Source organism: Bacillus sp. PK6-025, from assembly GCF_056530265.1.
Window position 1 is genome coordinate 2,527,276 of sequence record NZ_CP096509.1, and the last position, 17,634, is coordinate 2,544,909.

The 17,634-nt window shown below is 47.3% G+C and carries 21 protein-coding genes and 1 pseudogene; 3 read left to right on the plus strand and 19 right to left on the minus strand.

Translation table 11 applies throughout. From position 1 onward, the window contains the following. The 16 genes from spoVAD to M1D67_RS13090 all read right to left on the minus strand — a co-directional run bounded on the left by spoVAD (position 1) and on the right by M1D67_RS13090 (position 12,126). The gene (spoVAD, locus tag M1D67_RS13015; RefSeq protein WP_479831327.1) at positions 1–1,020 is read right to left on the minus strand and encodes a stage V sporulation protein AD; all 1,020 of its coding nucleotides are present in this window, start codon (positions 1,018–1,020) and stop codon (positions 1–3) included. A 12-nt stretch (positions 1,021–1,032) separates the two neighbouring features. Beyond that, positions 1,033–1,482 carry a stage V sporulation protein AC gene (spoVAC, locus tag M1D67_RS13020; RefSeq protein WP_020452028.1) on the minus strand — a complete coding sequence of 150 codons (450 nt, stop codon included), beginning with the start codon at positions 1,480–1,482 and terminating at the stop codon, positions 1,033–1,035. A gap of 13 nt (positions 1,483–1,495) precedes the next feature. Beyond that, positions 1,496–1,921, minus strand: coding sequence for a stage V sporulation protein AB (locus tag M1D67_RS13025; RefSeq protein WP_025811211.1), 426 nt, complete (start codon positions 1,919–1,921; stop codon positions 1,496–1,498). After that, positions 1,911–2,531 (minus strand): stage V sporulation protein AA, encoded by a 621-nt coding sequence (locus tag M1D67_RS13030; RefSeq protein ID WP_020452030.1) that lies wholly within the window; start codon positions 2,529–2,531, stop codon positions 1,911–1,913. The genes M1D67_RS13025 and M1D67_RS13030 overlap by 11 nt, the downstream gene beginning before the upstream one ends. Positions 2,532–2,683: 152 nt before the next feature. Beyond that, entirely contained in the window at positions 2,684–3,451 is a 768-nt protein-coding gene (gene sigF / locus M1D67_RS13035; protein WP_020452031.1) for an RNA polymerase sporulation sigma factor SigF, read from the minus strand. Positions 3,452–3,463: 12 nt separating this feature from the next. Beyond that, positions 3,464–3,904, minus strand: a complete 441-nt coding sequence (gene spoIIAB / locus M1D67_RS13040; protein WP_020452032.1) for an anti-sigma F factor — start codon at positions 3,902–3,904, stop codon at positions 3,464–3,466. After that, positions 3,901–4,254 (minus strand): anti-sigma F factor antagonist, encoded by a 354-nt coding sequence (gene spoIIAA / locus M1D67_RS13045; RefSeq protein ID WP_020452033.1) that lies wholly within the window; start codon positions 4,252–4,254, stop codon positions 3,901–3,903. Before spoIIAA ends, spoIIAB begins: the two co-directional genes overlap by 4 nt. A gap of 93 nt (positions 4,255–4,347) precedes the next feature. Further along, positions 4,348–5,520, minus strand: coding sequence for a D-alanyl-D-alanine carboxypeptidase family protein (locus tag M1D67_RS13050; protein ID WP_020452034.1), 1,173 nt, complete (start codon positions 5,518–5,520; stop codon positions 4,348–4,350). A gap of 157 nt (positions 5,521–5,677) precedes the next feature. Further along, positions 5,678–6,484, minus strand: coding sequence for a purine-nucleoside phosphorylase (locus tag M1D67_RS13055; RefSeq protein ID WP_031304985.1), 807 nt, complete (start codon positions 6,482–6,484; stop codon positions 5,678–5,680). A 20-nt stretch (positions 6,485–6,504) separates the two neighbouring features. After that, positions 6,505–7,689 (minus strand): phosphopentomutase, encoded by a 1,185-nt coding sequence (deoB, locus tag M1D67_RS13060; protein WP_479831328.1) that lies wholly within the window; start codon positions 7,687–7,689, stop codon positions 6,505–6,507. 193 nt (positions 7,690–7,882) lie between these two features. Continuing rightward, positions 7,883–8,773: a site-specific tyrosine recombinase XerD gene (gene xerD / locus M1D67_RS13065; protein ID WP_023855928.1), complete on the minus strand. Its 891-nt coding sequence runs from the start codon at positions 8,771–8,773 to the stop codon at positions 7,883–7,885. Between the two features lie 6 nt (positions 8,774–8,779). Next, the gene (locus tag M1D67_RS13070; RefSeq protein ID WP_023855929.1) at positions 8,780–9,004 is read right to left on the minus strand and encodes a YqzK family protein; all 225 of its coding nucleotides are present in this window, start codon (positions 9,002–9,004) and stop codon (positions 8,780–8,782) included. Positions 9,005–9,124: 120 nt separating this feature from the next. Further along, positions 9,125–9,574: a ferric iron uptake transcriptional regulator gene (gene fur, locus M1D67_RS13075; protein WP_003183178.1), complete on the minus strand. Its 450-nt coding sequence runs from the start codon at positions 9,572–9,574 to the stop codon at positions 9,125–9,127. Between the two features lie 118 nt (positions 9,575–9,692). Next, positions 9,693–10,349, minus strand: a complete 657-nt coding sequence (spoIIM, locus tag M1D67_RS13080) for a stage II sporulation protein M (RefSeq protein ID WP_026579353.1) — start codon at positions 10,347–10,349, stop codon at positions 9,693–9,695. A gap of 112 nt (positions 10,350–10,461) precedes the next feature. After that, positions 10,462–11,808 (minus strand): PTS sugar transporter subunit IIC, encoded by a 1,347-nt coding sequence (locus M1D67_RS13085; RefSeq protein WP_023855931.1) that lies wholly within the window; start codon positions 11,806–11,808, stop codon positions 10,462–10,464. Positions 11,809–11,826: 18 nt separating this feature from the next. Continuing rightward, on the minus strand, positions 11,827–12,126 hold the full coding sequence (locus tag M1D67_RS13090; RefSeq protein WP_003183185.1) for a PTS sugar transporter subunit IIB: 300 nt from the start codon (positions 12,124–12,126) through the stop codon (positions 11,827–11,829). Positions 12,127–12,391: 265 nt separating this feature from the next. On the opposite strand from M1D67_RS13090, the gene M1D67_RS13095 reads away from it, so the two are divergent. The 3 genes from M1D67_RS13095 to M1D67_RS13105 all read left to right on the plus strand — a co-directional run bounded on the left by M1D67_RS13095 (position 12,392) and on the right by M1D67_RS13105 (position 15,142). After that, positions 12,392–13,867, plus strand: coding sequence for an NCS1 family nucleobase:cation symporter-1 (locus M1D67_RS13095; RefSeq protein WP_105980417.1), 1,476 nt, complete (start codon positions 12,392–12,394; stop codon positions 13,865–13,867). A gap of 147 nt (positions 13,868–14,014) precedes the next feature. Continuing rightward, the gene (locus tag M1D67_RS13100; RefSeq protein ID WP_075213152.1) at positions 14,015–14,557 is read left to right on the plus strand and encodes a GNAT family N-acetyltransferase; all 543 of its coding nucleotides are present in this window, start codon (positions 14,015–14,017) and stop codon (positions 14,555–14,557) included. A gap of 24 nt (positions 14,558–14,581) precedes the next feature. Further along, on the plus strand, positions 14,582–15,142 hold the full coding sequence (locus M1D67_RS13105; protein WP_479831329.1) for a GNAT family N-acetyltransferase: 561 nt from the start codon (positions 14,582–14,584) through the stop codon (positions 15,140–15,142). A gap of 272 nt (positions 15,143–15,414) precedes the next feature. On the opposite strand, the gene M1D67_RS13110 is transcribed toward M1D67_RS13105, so the two are convergent. The 3 genes and pseudogenes from M1D67_RS13110 to M1D67_RS13120 form a co-directional block, all read right to left on the minus strand. Then, the gene (locus tag M1D67_RS13110; RefSeq protein ID WP_023855935.1) at positions 15,415–15,867 is read right to left on the minus strand and encodes a GNAT family N-acetyltransferase; all 453 of its coding nucleotides are present in this window, start codon (positions 15,865–15,867) and stop codon (positions 15,415–15,417) included. Positions 15,868–15,887: 20 nt separating this feature from the next. Continuing rightward, positions 15,888–17,051 (minus strand): TIGR00375 family protein, encoded by a 1,164-nt coding sequence (locus M1D67_RS13115; protein ID WP_026579349.1) that lies wholly within the window; start codon positions 17,049–17,051, stop codon positions 15,888–15,890. A 1-nt stretch (position 17,052) separates the two neighbouring features. Continuing rightward, a pseudogene (locus M1D67_RS13120) lies at positions 17,053–17,604 on the minus strand (NUDIX hydrolase); the annotation flags it as partial. Between the last annotated feature and the right edge of the window lie 30 nt (positions 17,605–17,634).

Genomic DNA, 17,634 nt, shown 5'->3' on the forward strand with positions numbered 1-17,634 from the left:
TTAAGCGTTCCCCCCTTCGGCCCGTTCAAATACGACGCCATGGGCAATGCATGGTATCGATTCTTTTTGCTGGACGATCGTCGGGCTTAAAAGGGCGCCTGTCGCTACAACAAGCACTCTGTTCAGCCTTCCCGCTTCAATTTCTTTAAAAATGTGGCCAAAGGTGACGACAGCGGAACAAGCACATCCGCTTCCGCCTGCAAAAACCTGCTGGTCAGGCGTATAGATCATCAGTCCGCAGTCATTATGTTTTGTCCCGACATTGATTCCTTCCTCTTTTAACAAATCCTTCAAAATCGGGCTGCCGACACCTGAAAGGTCGCCGGTTAAAATTAAATCGTAATCATCAGGGGTGCGTCCCAGATCCTTTAAATGCTGCTTGATCGTATCCGCCGCAGCGGGGGCCATCGCCGACCCCATATCCTGCGAATCGGTAATCCCCAAGTCGATAACTCTTCCGACGGTTGCACTGCTGATTTTGATGCCGCCTGGCTGCTGACTGAGGACGACTGCTCCGCTTCCGGTCACTGTGGATGTAGCGGTTCCCGGCTTTTGGCCGCCGTATTCCGTCGGGTAGCGAAACTGCCTTTCAGCAGTAGCATTATGACTGCTGGTTGCCGCTAGGGCACGCTTTGCGAAACCTCCGTCAATCAATGCCGAACTGATCGCGATCGATTCCATTGATGTCGAGCATGCTCCAAATAAGCAAAGAAAAGGAATTTTCAAATGCCTCGCCACATAGTTGGCTGTCACGTTTTGGTTGAGCAGATCGCCTGCCAAAAAGATATCGATGTCTTCCTTTTTAAGATTTTGTTTTGATAACGCAGTCTGAACCGCATCCTCCATCAGCTTGCGCTCTGCCATCTCCCAGTTTTTCTGGTTGCAGTGCATTTCATCATAGGTTTTGTCAAATAAGTGTCCAAGCGGACCTTCTTTTTCTTTAGGTCCAACCGCTGTTCCGCTCGAGTTAACAAACAGCGGGTTCTCGAACTCCCATGTTTGTTTTCCAGTTAATTTCATGATGTTTTCCTCCTAAAACAACTTGTCAAAGGCAAAGCGGATCATTCCCACAATATAAGCGGCCACAACGCCGAACACGATGACGTTTCCGGCAAGCTTGAACATGTTTGTCCCCACGCCGAGAACATAGCCTTCGCTTTTATGCTCAAGGGCTGCACTCGTCATACTGTTGGCGAACCCTGTAACCGGAACGGCGGAACCAGCGCCGGCAAACTGGCCGATTCTGTCGTAGACGCCAAGGCCTGTTAACAGAGCGGAGATTAAGATGAGCGTAGCAACCGTCGGGTTTCCAGCTGTTTTTTCATCAAAGTGGAATACGGCCATATAAAAATTCTGGAGAGCCTGGCCGATCGTACAGATCAGACCGCCGACAAGAAAAGCCTTGATACAGTTCAGGACATAAGGCGGCGTAGGCTGATAAGCTTTGACTTTCGATTGGTAATTATCTTTCAAACTTGACATCATATTCCTCCTTTTATGACAAATGAACAAAAATGAGCCATTGAAACATCGAGCCAAGGATCTTCCCGAACACAATGGCCATTAAAAGAATCAAAATCCTGTCCCCCATACCGATGCGTTTCGCCAGTATCGGAAGCACGTTCAACACTTCTGTCAGCGCCGCTGCAAGCATTCCGATGAAAACGCCCGCAAAAAGGCCGATCGGAACAAGCAGCCATTTGGATAAAAAAAAGCGGGACATGTTCAGCGATTCCCATCCTCCGAACACCGCGCCCAGAATGACAGCCCATTCATACGCCTGGATAAACCCTTGCGTTTTCGTCAGCTGAGTCAGTCTCGGTATAATGCCAAGCACGGTAAGAAAAGCGACAAATCCAGATCCAACCGCAATCCCTCCTGCGAGTCCGAGAAAGATGATAAAGATCACGCTAATGATCATGAATATCCTTTGTCGTTTCTTTGTTTTCGTGCAATGCCACATAATGGTCCAAATCAAGCTGATATTTAAACATCTCGACCTCCAGAGGGCTCGGCTCCTCGTTAAACCGTTTTTTAAATAAATGATTAAAAAACAAAATCATGCCGAGACCGAGACCGATGCTGTACGGAATCTGCAAAAGGTATGGATAGCGGTTCTCCTTGCCCGTCACCATTTCGTAAAGCAAGATGTGTACGTCCCTCATGCTGACATCTTCATGAAAGTTCATGACAGCAAGGCCGGCACCGACGAACAGGAGCAGCCAGACGCCGACGAACAGTACGGGAGACAGCCCCCTTTTCGGATATTGGATCTCCACGATTGTTTCGGAACCGCCGACGGTTTGGACGTCAAGGTCAGGAAACGATTTATGTACAGCTTCGATCACCTTCATCACGTCCAACACCACCATGCTTTGATCCGCTTTGCTGACCTGATAAATAGGCAGCCGTTCAAGCTTTTCTTTGTATCGGCGGTCGCCCGCTACCTGTGCGATATGGCCGAGCAGAATCAATTCATCGGGATCGGCCTCAAGCCGGTGGCGGAGTCTGATAAAAACTTGACGTTCCATCTGGGTCACTTCCTATATGATGGTTATAGTTGTAGTATGAAGTACATCCCATTTATCATTCAGCAAGCGGCAAAAGACCATAAATTACCACAAAAAAACCGGAACACTCTTTTTTGGAGCGTTCCGGTTTTTCATTAGACATCCGAGCAGCCTCAGCTTTCAAATTGATCCATCTGGTTTTTGATTTGCTTTAAAATCTTTTTTTCAAGCCTCGACACTTGCACCTGGGATATGCCGAGGCGGTCGGCAACTTCAGATTGCGTCTTGTCTTTGTAATACCTTAAATAAACAATCAGCTTTTCCCGTTCATCCAAATCCTTGATGGCTTCCTTCAAAGCGATTTTATCGAACCACTTCTCTTCCGACTGATCGGCGATTTGATCCAGAAGTGTAATCGGGTCTCCGTCGTTTTCGTAAACCGTTTCATGAATGGATGAGGGAGAGCGGACCGCTTCCTGAGCCATCACGACTTCTTCCGAACTGATTTCGAGATAATCGGCGATTTCCTGAACGGTCGGAATCCGTCCGTTTGACTTGGAAAGCTCGTCTTTTGCCCGCCGGATTTTGTTGCCGAGTTCTTTCAGCGAGCGGCTCACTTTGACGGTTCCGTCATCTCTGATAAACCGCTGAATCTCGCCAATAATCATCGGGACGGCGTAGGTGGAAAACCGAACGTCATAGGAAAGATCGAATTTGTCCACCGACTTCAAGAGGCCGATGCAGCCGATTTGAAAGAGGTCATCAGGCTCATAGCCTCTGTTCAAAAAACGCTGAACGACAGACCAAACAAGACGCATGTTTTTTTCTATGAGGAGGTCCCTTGCTTTTTGATCGCCGTTCTGGCTGTTTTTAATCAGTTCTTTCACTTCATGGTCTTTAAGCTGAGTGTTCTGGTTTTCTTTTTTAACCTCCACATCCATAACAAATCTCCCTTAATTGCAAAGCGCTTTGCTTTTTGATAAGTGCTTTGTTAAGTGTATTGTGGTTCCCATCTCAGGTGAGGAGTCGATCGAGATATCATCCATGAAATTTTCCATGATCGTAAAGCCCATTCCCGACCGCTCGAGTTCAGGCTTTGTCGTGAACAGGGGCTGGCGCGCTTCCTCAAGATCAGGGATGCCGACTCCTTCGTCACGAATCGTTAAGTAGACGATATGATCATGAAGGGTGACGGAAATGTATACGTCTCCCTGCCCTGAGTTTTCATAACCGTGTATGATCGCGTTTGTGACCGCTTCGGATACGACCGTTTTAATTTCGGTCAGTTCATCCATCGTCGGGTCGAGCTGAGCGATAAAAGCAGCGACTGTCACCCGTGCAAACGATTCGTTTTGGCTGAGTGCCGTGAACTGGATATTCATTTCATTTTTCATGACGCCACCCCCAACGTTTCAAGTGCACGCTGCTCTGATTGCTCAAGGCGAATGATTTTAAACAGCCCGGACATATCAAATAAACGTTTGACAGCAGGAGAAATGGCGCAGACGATCATTTCTCCGCCGAGCTGTTTAATCTCCTTATATCTGCCGAGCACGACGCCAAGTCCTGAACTGTCCATAAACGAAAGGTCTGCAAGATTCATGACAATATGGCGAATGCCGGATTGTTCCAGATGGTCACTGACTTGTTTTCTCAAGGTTTCTGCTGTATGGTGATCGAGTTCACCTGTCAACCGAATGCATAGTACGGATTCTTTGACGTGAATATCGATTCCGAGGCTCATCCTCATTCCTCCTTGGTTTAAATCGGATAATGAGTGTTTCGCTTCAGACTTTATAAATTCCTTCACCGTGACAAAACTAGTGACCGTTCGGCATTATTCACTCCACTTCGTCCAGTGGGTCATCGTCCGCTTGAACATCGTCCACATCCCTGCTTTATCCATGTCTTTTTCCGCGACAAGAGGGCTTTCAGCGAGAACCTTTCCGTCCTTTTTCAATACGAGCGTCCCAAGCTCTGTGCCTTTTTTGACAGGGGCCTGGATATCTTCCTTCTGTTTGATTTCTTTTTTAACAGCTTCGATATTTTCGCCTTTTTTCGTCAAAAGGGAAATCGGTTCCGATGTGACAAGGTTTATTTTTTGCTCATGGCCTTTATTGACCTTCAAATCGGAAATGATTTCATTGCGTTTATACATCGGATGCGTTTCATATTGGCTGAATGCAAAATCAAGCATTTTTGTGATTTGGGCATTTCGTTCTTTTGGCGTACTGGCACCAAAAACGACAGCGATGACGCGCATGTTTCCTTTTTTCGCTGAAGCTGTCAGGCAGTACTTTGCTTCATTTGTAAAGCCGGTCTTGACTCCGTCAACGCCGGGATAAAATTTGATGAGGCGGTTTGTGTTGACGAGCCAGAATTTTTTATCACTGTTTTCTCTCAGATAGTCTTCATATGTTCCCGTAAATTTCGTGATGTTTTCATATTTTAAAAGCTCTTTCGCCATGAGTGCCATGTCATAGGCTGTGCTGTAATGGCCTTCTTCAGGCAGACCTGTCGTATTTTGAAAAGATGTATCCTTGAGGCCGAGCTCAGCGGCTTTTTCATTCATTCTTTTGACAAATTCCTCTTCAGATCCGGCAATATGCTCTGCCATTGCCACAGAGGCATCATTACCCGATCCGATGGCGATCCCTTTCAGCATATCTTCAACCGTCATTTCTTCGCCGGGCTCAAGGAAAATTTGCGATCCCCCCATTGAAGCGGCATACTCGCTTGTTCTGACTTTGTCTTTCATTTTGATCTTGCCTTCATCAAGAGCTTCCATGATCAACAGCATGGTCATCACTTTTGTCATGCTGGCCGGGGGAAGCTTTTCACGGCTGTTCTTGTCATACATCACCTTACCGGTATCCCGCTCGATTAAAACGGCAGATTTTGCGTCATCAGCAAGCTCCGACGGTTTCTTTTCGCTCTCTTTTGCAAACGCCGGCGGCGCAGTCATCAGGATTATCGTAAAAATCAGCAATTTGGATAAATGACGTTTCATCACCCAGACCTCCATTTCGTAATCCTCTCTATTTTTTCCAATCCAGTTGGATTTATACGGATTGATTGGAAAAAATTTCTCATCAGGCAAAAAGAAAGAGCCAATGCAGGTTCTTATTTGAACTTGCATTGGCTCACATTTCAACTTCGCGGCGGTTTTAGCCAATTTTGGCGACGGCCGCTTTAACAAACCGCAAAAAGTCGGCTTTTACTTTTTCGGTGACTTCGATCACTTCGTCATGGGAGAGCGGCTGATCGAGGATTCCGGCTGCCGCGTTTGATATACACGAAATGCCGAGCACGCGAAGGCCCGCATGTTTTGCCACGATGACTTCCGGAACCGTCGACATGCCGACAGCATCCGATCCGATCGTTCTGAGGAAGCGCACTTCGGCAGGCGTTTCGTATGTAGGTCCTGTGACGGCTGTGTAAACCCCTTCTTGTACACTGATGTTCAATTCTTCGGCTGTTTTTTTCGCCAAGAGGCGCAGTTCCTTATCATATGCGGATGACATGTCAGGGAATCTGACACCCAGCGAGGAATCGTTCGGCCCGATCAGCGGATTCGTTCCCATATAATTGATATGATCGGATATGATCATCAAATCGCCGGGACGGAACGATTCATTGACGCCGCCTGCGGCATTGGTCACAATTAAAGTCTCGATCCCGAGTTCTTTCATGACACGTACCGGGAAGGTTACCTTGTCCATTGAATATCCTTCGTAAAAATGAAAACGCCCTTGCATCGCGACGACTTGCACATTTTCAAGTCTGCCGATGACAAGCTGTCCGGCATGCCCTTCAACAGTGGAAACAGGAAAATCCGGGATGTCTTCATATTTAATGCGAACGGCGTCTTTTATCTCATCAGCAAGCACGCCAAGGCCCGATCCCAAAATCAGGCCGACCGCCGGTTTGATTTCTGTTTTGCTTTTAATATAGTCTGCGGCATTTGCAATCATCTGTTTCACGTCGTTTCCTCCTATTTCAGCAGGGATAAAAAGCTTTTTCCGTACTTTGGCATATTCGTTTTAAAGTTGTCGGCAATCGTCGCGCCGATGTCCGCGAATGTATCTGCGAGCGGAAGCGCACCGGGCTTTTCGTGCTTTTTGCTGTATACAAGAAGCGGCACGTACTCCCTTGTATGGTCTGTGCCATGGTGAACCGGATCATTGCCGTGGTCGGCGGTAATGATGAGCAGATCGTCTTCACGCATCTTTTCAAATACTTCAGGAAGGCGCGCGTCGAATTCCTCGAGCGCTTTTCCGTATCCTTCAGGATCGCGGCGGTGCCCGAACAGCGCGTCAAAGTCCACGAGGTTTACAAAGCTGATTCCTGTAAAATCTTTGTCAAGCGTTTGCACCAGCTTGTCCATCCCGTCCATATTCGATTTCGTTCTAAGCGATTCCGTAATGCCCTCGCCGTCGTAGATATCGGAGATTTTGCCGATCGCAATCACATCATAGCTGTCATCTTTCAATTCATTCATTACGGTTCTGTCAAACGGCTTCAGTGCATAATCATGCCGGTTCGGCGTCCGTTTAAATTCGCCCGGCTTGCCGACAAACGGCCTCGCAATGACGCGTCCGACCATATATTTCTCGTCAAGCGTAAGCTCGCGCGCGATCTCGCAGATTTTGTACAATTCCTCTAGAGGTACGACTTCTTCGTGTGCGGCAATCTGCAGAACGGAGTCCGCTGAGGTGTAGACGATCAGCGCGCCGGTTTCCATATGCTCCGCACCGAGCTCATCCAAAATCGCAGTGCCTGATGCAGGTTTGTTTCCAATCACTTTTCTTCCGGACTTCTGTTCAAGTTCATTGATCAATTCGTCCGGAAAACCTTCGGGAAACACCTGGAAAGGTTTGTCTATGTAAAGTCCCATTATCTCCCAATGACCAGTCATCGTATCTTTTCCGTTTGAAGCTTCTTTCATTTTGCCGTAATAGGCAAGCGGCTCTTCTGCCTTTTCGACACCTTTGATTTCTCGGATGTTGCTGAGTCCGAGCTTCGACATGTTCGGCAGGCGGATGCCTCCCATGTGTTCAGCAATATGGCCCAATGTATCTGCGCCTTTGTCATTAAATTGATCGGCATCAGGCGCCTCGCCGATTCCAACGGAATCCATCACAATTAAAAATACGCGGTTGTAATCAAATGCAGGCATTTGTCGGCCTCCTTTTTTTCTTTCTGTCAGCTGTAGGCTGTCACGCTTGGCATAAAAAAACCAAAATACCGCTATTAGCCAAGTATAAACCGTTTACACAACAGTTGACAATACGAACGGGAATAGTGAGAAACTTCCCGCAATTTGCTGCTCACTCAACATGAAAAACCGTGCTTTCGCCTGTTCTTTTAGGCTATGCACGGGGATGGTATTGCTTATATACGTCTTTCAGCCTTGTTTTCGTCACATGTGTATAAATTTGCGTCGTCGAAATGTCGGCGTGTCCGAGCATTTCCTGAACGGCCCGGAGATCGGCTCCGTTTTCGAGCAGGTGTGTGGCGAATGAGTGCCTCAGTGTATGCGGCGTCAGCTCTTTATTAATTCCCGCTTCCAAGGCGATTTTCTTTAAATTTTTCCAAAACCCCTGCCGGCTCATCTGTCTGCCGTGGTGATTCAGAAACAGGGCGTCTTCGGAATTTTTTTTCAAAAGCTTTCCCCTCGCTTTTGACAGATATTCGCCGACCGCATGTGACGCCGCTTCGCCGAGCGGAACGATCCGCTCCTTTCTTCCTTTCCCGAAGCAGCGGATAAAGCCCATCGATAAATGGACATCAGACAGCTTTAATGCGATCATCTCGCTGACGCGGATTCCTGTCGCATACAGTAATTCCAGCATCGCTTTATCGCGGTAGCCGAACGGCCCCGTCAGCTTCGGCGTATCCAGAAGCGTTTCGACTTCCTGTAATGACAGCACCTTCGGGAGCGTCCGTTCCGTTTTTTGTGACTCAATATGGACGGACGGGTCCTGGGCTGTTACTTTTTCCCTCAGCAGAAACTGGTGAAAGCTGCGGATGGAAGCGAGATGCCTCGCAATCGTCTTACCGGATTTTCCGGCGTCTTTTAAATGCTTTAAAAACTGGATGATGGTAAGCCTTGTCACCTGGTCAAAAGAGCTCAGCTGCTCCTGTTCCTCTAAATAGGCGGCGTAGCTATTCAAATCCCGTTCATAGCTCACAACCGTGTTGTGGGAAAGCCCCCGTTCAACAACGGCGTAGTGGATAAAGTCTTTAATATGAACTTTCACGCTATCCTACTCCCCGTTCAAATAAAAAAAGATTAACCGGTTAAACCAGCTGCCCTGCTCGTCCCCTTCCATCGAGGCAACCTTGAGGGCTGCTCCTTCAGGTTTATCATACCGATGATAGTTTTCATACTCTGAATTTATCCATATCATAGCATAATAAAACAAGACGGTAAAACCGGTAAACAGCACGAACACCTTGATCATATCGGCAGCCGTTTTCAGCATTTTCATACGGTTTCAGGTCCCTTCTTTTGATTCGATTACTAAAACTTATGCCAAATGAGACAAGTTTTATACGTCTGAATCAAAAAAGAACCCGCTCATGGCTGAAAGGGTTCTCTCCGGTTTAGACTATTCCGATTCCTTTTGCTGACAGTCATGACAGATGCCGTGGAACGTCAGCCTGTGGTCTTTTATTTTAAATTTCCAATCCTTTTCAATGATTTCTTCCACGTCTTCAAGCAAATCTTCTTCAATTTCAACAACCGAACCGCATTCCATGCAAACAAGGTGGTGATGGAAATGTGCGGCACCTTCTTTACGGAGGTCATATCTTGACACACCGTCGCCAAAATTGATTTTATCCACTACTTTTAATTCAGTTAACAGTTCAAGAGTCCGATATACTGTCGCAAGACCAATCTCAGGAGATTTCTCTTTTACGAGGAGGTATACATCTTCTGCGCTTAAATGGTCTTCCTCATTCTCAAGCAGCACCCTTACAGTAGCCTCGCGCTGAGGGGTGAGTTTATAGCTGGAAGAATGCAGTTGCTTTTTAATCCGATCAATACGTGTTTCCATTGACTTTCCCTCCTACGCCGCATTACCTAGCTTATTATAACAAAACAAGCGCAGGGAGCCAACTATAATCATTATAAATTGAGAAACAAAATGAATATTTTTTAATAATCATTATAAATTAATGCTGTTTCGGCAAGACGTACTCCGTCAGCTTTTCCATCAACACCGGCGAAAGATATGCTTCAAAGGAAGAGGATATAAGAGACATCGCGAGAATCAGGACGAGCACAAAAGCGTACCGGCCAAACCAATGGACAGGCGCTTCTGCAAGGCTGCGTTTGACAAAAAGCTGGCGGATGAGCCTCATCGAAAAGGCGATGGCGCAAGTCCCCATGATCAAGTAAGCTGGGATCAGCAGCATATTTTGTGGGAGCACGGAGACAAAAGACAGGAAAAAGCCGTTGATTCCCATTTGATTGACGAGAAAGCCGACTGTAAATCCGACGACGATCCCTTTTAAGAAGACCATGATAAAAATGACGGGCAAGCCGATGATGGAAATCCCGAGAATCCACATTAAGCCTAAATATTTCATATTATGAAGAAAGCTCTGCAAAAACATTTCCTTTGAGCTGGCTGCTTTTCCTTCTGAAAGCTGTCCAAAAAATCGATTCAAATAGTAGAACAAATCTTCTTTTTGACCGATCGTCATGCTGTTGACGATGACCGCGCCGAAAATCACACCCATTAAAAACAGTACTGAAACAAATAAATAGATTGACAGATGATCCTTCATATGTTGAAAGATGAGCTCTTTGATTGTGGGCTTCCGCATGTATCTTCCTCCCAGACGTGCTTTTGATTTTAATAGATTGTATGAGAGAAAAGAGAGCCGCATGACTTTTTTTAAAAAAAGACAGGCGCCCGTAAAAGGCGCCCTGATCACGTTATGATTCCTCCCTGTTTTCCGAAGAATGCTCCCTGTCCGTATTCACAGTCTTGTTGGCAGCCATTACAAACGGCAGATAAATCACTGTTGAAATGGCGAGGCAAAGAAAGCCGACCCCGAGCGCAAGCCAGTTTCCTCCTGTCCCGAGAAACGGAATCAACGGCCCGGGCGTTGTCCACGGAACAGCGTATGCGATCGGCGGAATCAGCTGAAACTTGATGAACAAGTAGCCGATGACAGTGTTGACTGCCGGAACGATGATAAAGGGAATCATGAAGATCGGATTGAGCACGACCGGAAGTCCGAAAATAACAGGTTCATTAATGTTAAATATCCCCGGCCCGATCGAAAGCTTACCGATATCTTTATAATCCCGGCGCTTTGAAGCGATGAATATTGCGATCAAAAGCCCCAGCGTCATGCCCGATCCCCCGTAGTTTGCAAAGGCGTCATTCAGCGCCCATGTTTCAGGAAACGGAGCGTTCCAGGCAGAGCCTGTTTTGGCGGCAAAAGCGAGATTTTCAAGGTTTGCTTCGGCAAAGATCGTTTCTCTGATCGCCGCGATTGTATTCGGGCCGTGAATGCCGAACAGCCATAAAAAGTTGGCGACGATTCCAAGGAAAACAACAGTGAAAATATTCGTTCCCATCTCTCTCAACGGCGCCTGCAGCACGGTATACACCAATTCATGCAAACCGTTTTTCGACAGAGACAATAGCGCAAAGCTTAACATCGCAAAACCAATTGTAATGAAGATGATCGGAAACAGCACTTTAAATGTCCGGGCAACCGCAGGCGGCACCTGCGGAGGCATATGAATTTGCAGGCGCTTGGCATTTGAAAGCCTGCTGAACACTTCACCGACGAGGATCCCGATGATTAAGGCAACGAACAGCCCTTGCGCACCGAGCCACTTCGTCGTTAAAAAGCTCTCGTTTTCGATCAGGCGGTACGGTGAATAAATGATAAAATAACAGGATACGGCCGTTAATCCGGCAAGCAGTTCATCCGCTTTCATTGAGATGGCTAAATTGCGTGCGACGAGAAACACAACAAATATGGACATAATATCGAGCGATCCCCGCAGTACGGGGGTAAAGACCGACTGATAATCAGCCAAGTTCGGAAATATCTTTTCAAGGAACAAAATGTTGGCGATAAACCCGTCCGGAGATAAAATAGCGAAATTCAATAAAATGATAATCGACCCTGCCATAATAATCGGAAATGATAGAATAAAAGCATCTCTGATCGCACATATATGGCGCTGTGAGTTCAGTTTTGCAGCAACGGGAACCAAAAACCGTTCCACGTTCCGCTCAAACTTCTCCATAAACCCGCTCATCCCTGTCTCCCCTCCTTTTTATTTCATCAGCTGCAGCGCTTTTTGCAACACAGCTTCGCCGTTCATGGTGCCGTAGTCGCGCATGTCGATCACCTGAACCGGCGTGTCTCCCGCGCTCGCCTCAACCTGTGACTTTTGGTACCTGACTTGCGGCCCCAGCAGTACGACGTCCGCGCTTGACGCGGCAGTCCCGGCTTCGGATACAGGCAGTGCGATGATGTCGACCTCTTCGTTCAGCGCCTCGGCATGCTTTTTCATTCTGCTGACAAGCAGGCTCGTTGACATGCCGGCCGCGCAAACCAATAAAATTTTCTTCATTATTTGTTAACCCCCTTCAGTTTCACCTTTTTCCCCGCCGATCAGAAAACGCTTTCATTACAATGCGGAGTAATATTTCAACCTGGTCTTTTATCCTATGACCGAGATAGACAACTGTTTCATAAAAATCAATATTTTTATAACGGTTTCAAACGGCTCGTTTAGTCAACCTCAACAAACGCCTTGAAACATTTGTTTAGTTTATCTAATGAATTTTTCAGAATAATAAGTTATATTTTTCCTTAAAAATAAGCGGAGGGATTATATGAAATCTGTCCAATATGAAAAAGTTCAATCAGACCGTACACTCTCAAACAGCGACCTGCAGCCTCTAAAGCCTGAGGAACGCACATGGAAAGCGGTCAATTTCGCATCGATCTGGATGGGCTGCATCCATAACATCCCGACTTACGCAACGGTTGGCGGACTGATAGCGATCGGGCTTTCTCCGTGGCAGGTGCTTGGGATTATCGCAGTCGCTTCGGTCGTGCTCTATGCAGCCCTCGCATTGAATGGACATGCCGGCACAAAATACGGCGTGCCTTTTCCCGTGTTAATCAGGGCTTCTTTCGGGATATACGGGGCTAATATTCCGGCGCTTCTCAGAGGTTTTGTGGCGATTATGTGGTTCGGCATTCAAGCGTTTGCGGGAAGCATGGCGCTTAACATCCTGATCTTAAATGTGTGGAGCGGCTGGAAAGATATTGGCGGCGATTGGAACTTGTTTGGATTGCATTTATCAGGGCTTTTGTCATTTGCTTTCTTTTGGGGAATTCATCTGCTTGTCCTTCACCACGGAATGGAGTCGATCAGAAAGTTTGAAGTCTGGGCCGGCCCGCTCGTTTATCTCGTCTTTGGCGGAATGGTGTGGTGGGCAGTCGATATTGCGGGAGGACTCGGTCCGATTTATTCGCAGCCGGGAAAATTTCAGACATTCGGCGAATTGATTTGGCCGTTTCTTGCCGGTGTGACGGGAATTATCGGCATATGGGCGACACTCATTTTGAACATTCCCGATTTTACGAGGTTTGCAGCCTCTCAAAAAGAACAAATCAGAGGGCAGTTTTACGGTTTGCCGGGCACATTCGTTCTGTTTGCATTTGCAAGCATTACCGTCACCTCCGGCTCACAGGCTGCCTTCGGGGAGCCGATTTGGGATGTTGTCGATATTCTCGCCCATTTTGACAACCCGTATGTGATCGCGCTTTCGGTCATTACACTTTGCATCGCCGCCATTTCGGTAAACGTTGCAGCGAATATTGTCTCGCCGGCCTATGACCTGGCCAATTTTTTGCCGAAATATATCGATTTTAAGCGAGGCAGCTATTTGACAGCTGTTTTGGCCCTGTTCACTTTCCCATGGAAGCTGATGGAGAATGAAGCGAGCGTGTTTTCGTTTCTCGGCACAATCGGCGGAATATTGGGGCCGGTCGCAGGCGTTATGCTTGCCGATTATTTTATCATCCGGAAGCGCACGCTTCACATCGAAGATCTCTACTCTCTAACCGGGAGGTATACGTACTATAAAGGCTACAATTACCGCGCATTTGCCGCAGTTGGACTCGGAGCGTTTATGTCTTTGATCGGGACATACTTGCCGGTCCTGAAACCCCTCTATGATATTTCATGGTTTTCAGGTGTGCTGCTCGCATTTGCCGCATACATCTTTTTGATGCGCATCCATCCACCCGGCGTCCTTAGAGATAAAACCGCTGACTATGCTGCCGAAAGCAATGTATAAGCACGGGCTCAAGGTAACGGCCGAACCGGCTCAAGGACCGCGAAACGCCATTTGCGATCCATTTTTTGTTATATTCAGTCATTTTAAACAAATTCGAGCTAAGGAATGTGATAGACTAATGGATATAAAAAATGATTGGAGTATCACATGAACAAACGCTTTGATGGTAAAGGGCTGAGCTACATCGTCAGGCAAGCTGTCCAACAAGATGCAAAGGAATTATCTGCTGTAAGGGTACAGATCGATGGAGAAACCGAATATTTGGACAGGGAAAAGGGTGAAGGTTTTATTGATGAAACGGGTTTTAGAGAGCTGATCAAAAGAGACAGCGAACATGACCGATGCTTGTTTTTAGTGGCGGTCGCTCGAAACAGGATCGTCGGCTTTTCAAGATGTGCCGGACAGGATTTAAAACGCTTCTCTCATCAAGTGGAGTTTGGCGTATGCGTATTGAAAGAATTTTGGGGATACGGCATTGGAAAACGCCTTTTAAACGAATCGATTGTTTGGGCTGATGCCGCAGGCATTAAAAAAATGACCCTGCGCGTGTCGGAAACAAATGAGAGGGCTTCTGCCCTGTATCAAAAGCATGGCTTTAAAATAGAAGGGATTTTAAAAAAAGACAAGCGGCTTTCTGACGGAACATATAACAACACGATTGTGATGGGAAGATGGCACGATCGAAAATAGAAAGAATATCTGGAGGGAACCTGGATGAATCCGATACTGCTCGATTTTCCGGACAGTTTTGAAACCCCGCGCCTTTTTGTCAGAGCGCCAAGGGCAGGCGACGGCGCGGCCGTCCATGACGCCATTCGAAAATCGTTGCCTGATCTTAAGCCGTGGATGCCGTTTGCAAGGGAAATGCCCGAGGAAGAACATGTAGAAATCAACGTCAGGCAGGCACAGGCCGATTTTATTTTGCGCAACGATTTACGGATGCATATTTTCCATAAAGAAACGGGGAAATTCGTCGGCAGCACAGGCCTTCACCGCATAAACTGGCAAGCGAAACGGTTTGAAATCGGCTATTGGCGCAGTTCTGAATTTGCCGGACAGGGGTACATGACCGAAGCGCTTAACGGACTGATTGATTTCGCGAGGGGATACATCAAAGCCAAGCGGCTTGAGATATGCTGTGACAGCATGAACACGAAAAGCAGAAAAATGGCGGAGCGCCTCGGCTTTCAGCTGGAAGCCGTTTTACAAAGCGATGACCTTTCGAATGATTTAAGCGAACATCGGGACACATGCATGTATTCGCGCATCTTCTAAAAAAAGAACCCTTATGATCTTCATGAAGCAAATCATAAGGGTTCTTTCGTTTATGTTTCATATGCAGCTTTGCAAGCTCTTCCCGCCTGCTTTTCGTTTTTCTGACGTGCGTGCTGAATTCAGGCGCCTTGCCTCTTGATGCGGCGGCATCTCTGCCTGTGTTTCTCAACATGTGCTCACGCTTTTTCCTTGCCTTGCTTTTGGCCATGTTCCCCACTCTCCTGTCAAATTTTTATCTTATTATTATAGAAAGGCGGGGTTCTGAACGCAAGTCATACGGTTTCTGCCGTTTTGATCATATCCACATGCGGAATGCCGTCCTCCATATAGACGTCTGATATTGCTTTAAATCCGAAGGAGCCGTAAAAGGAACGCAAATGATTCTGGGCGCTGATCTTGACCCTTTTCTCCCCCCGCTCGTCTTCCAAAAAGCGGAGCGCTTGATCAAGAAGCGTCTGCGCATATCCCTTTCCCCTGTCCTCTTTACGGACGATCACCCGGCCGATTGATGCCTCCGGGTAAGCCGTACCGCTCGGGAACAGCCTGCAATACGCAGCGATCTCTCCTTCTTGGCTCAGAAATAAATGGTGTGCCCGCTCATCTAAGTGATCAAGCTCATGATACGGACAGTTTTGTTCAACGATAAAGACGTCTATTCTAAGCTTGATGATGCGGTACAACTCTTCCTTCGACAATTCCTCATACGATTTTAGTTTCCACTCCATCCCTTTTTCCAAAGCCCCCTTCAGCTCTGCACTTTTCCATAGGTTCCGCCGCCTCCGGCTTTCAGCTCTAAATCCCCGTTCCTTGCTTTGATCACGAGATCAGCCGTCTGCGGACGAATGGTTTCTTTTAGTTCGCCTTCTTTTACCCGGTGAAGGATATTCATCTCAGTGCCGAAAGCATCTTTCAGCTTCTGAATCGTTTTCGGACCGATGCCGGGGATCAGCTGCAGCGGAACCTGGTGAACGTACGGCGGGCGCTTGACCGGGCTTTTATCCTGATCGTAAAGCTCCATTAGACGTGTGCTGACGCCTTTTGTAAACTTTCGGCTTCCGCACGCTTTACACACCGTTTCACCTGCCTCCTGCAAACGGCCGCATGTTTCACAAGCGGTTTGAAAATATTTGCCCAACTGCGGATTCATTCCGTAATTGGCGGCAATGCAGCGCCCTTCTTGTCCTCTTAAAGCAAGTGAAAACTCTTGAAAGCTGGCATGTTTAATGTGTAGCTTATTATACTCCCTGCCGATTTTCCCAAGAGAATGGGCGTCCGAATTGGTCAAAAATGCATAGGGATTCAGTTCGGATACGTGTGAAGCCATATCGGTGTCGCTGCTCAGCCCGAGTTCAACCGCATCAATCATCTTCGGGTCAAGCACTTCTTGCAGCGAAAATTTGACTCCTTTGCCATACAGGCTCTTATGCGGCGTAAAAATGTGCGCGGGAATGAACAAGCCGCCGAGCTCTTTCACCTTCCGCTGAAGGCCGATGCCTGTCTCATAGATGCGCTGGGAGCTCAGATGGATATTCGTCACCCTTTCCGAGAGCCAGGCGGAAAACTGCTTCATTGCGGAGATCGACGGCATAAATGCCAGCACATGAATCGGGCCCCGGCATCTGTCATCATTGATTTCCAATTCAGAACCGCACAGAAGCACGGTATCTTTATATTTGATTCCGCCGTCTGCAAGCTCTGTATAACGGCCTGAAGACACCCCTTTTTCAATTTCCGCCAGCACCTCCGGTGAATGACAATCTATAATGCCGATCAGTTCCATTCCTTTATGCTCGCTTGCTTCAATCAAAATTTCGTCGAGCGTAAGCGTTCTGGCAGCCGTTATCTTAACGGGCCGGCCTGATTCCGTCCGCCCGATATGGATATGCATGTCTGCGAATATTTCTTTCATTTTTTGCTTGCAGGGCCTTTCTCAGCTCCAGATACTGCACGGCATAAGCCGTTTTCGCATCATAGATGTCCTGAGTTTCCATCAATTTCAGCGCACCTGTAAGCGGCACCTCCATTACTTCTACAAATTCGTCTTCATCAAGTTCGCGCTTTTCTTCAAGCGGTGTCAGCTCTTCGGCAAGATACAGGTGCACCAATTCGTCCGCAAAGCCCGGCGATGTGTAAAAAGCGGTGATTTTCTCCAGCTTTGCCGCCGTGTATCCCGTCTCTTCCTCAAGCTCCCGCAGCGCGGTATATTCAGGTTTCTCTCCTTTTTCAAGCTTGCCTGCCGGTATTTCAACGATCGTCCGTTCAAGCGCTTTTCTGTACTGCTTCACCAAAATGATGTTTCCTTTATCAGTCAAAGCAAGCACCGCAACAGCGCCCGGATGCTTCACGATTTCGCGCTTTCCCGTTTTACCATTCGGCAGTTCGACGTCTTCAAGATAAAGATCGATCACCTTGCCCGAAAAAAGTTTTTCTTTAGCTATGGTTTTCTCCTCTAAATGCTTCAGTTTGATCATCTCCTAAGTTCTGCTCTGGCT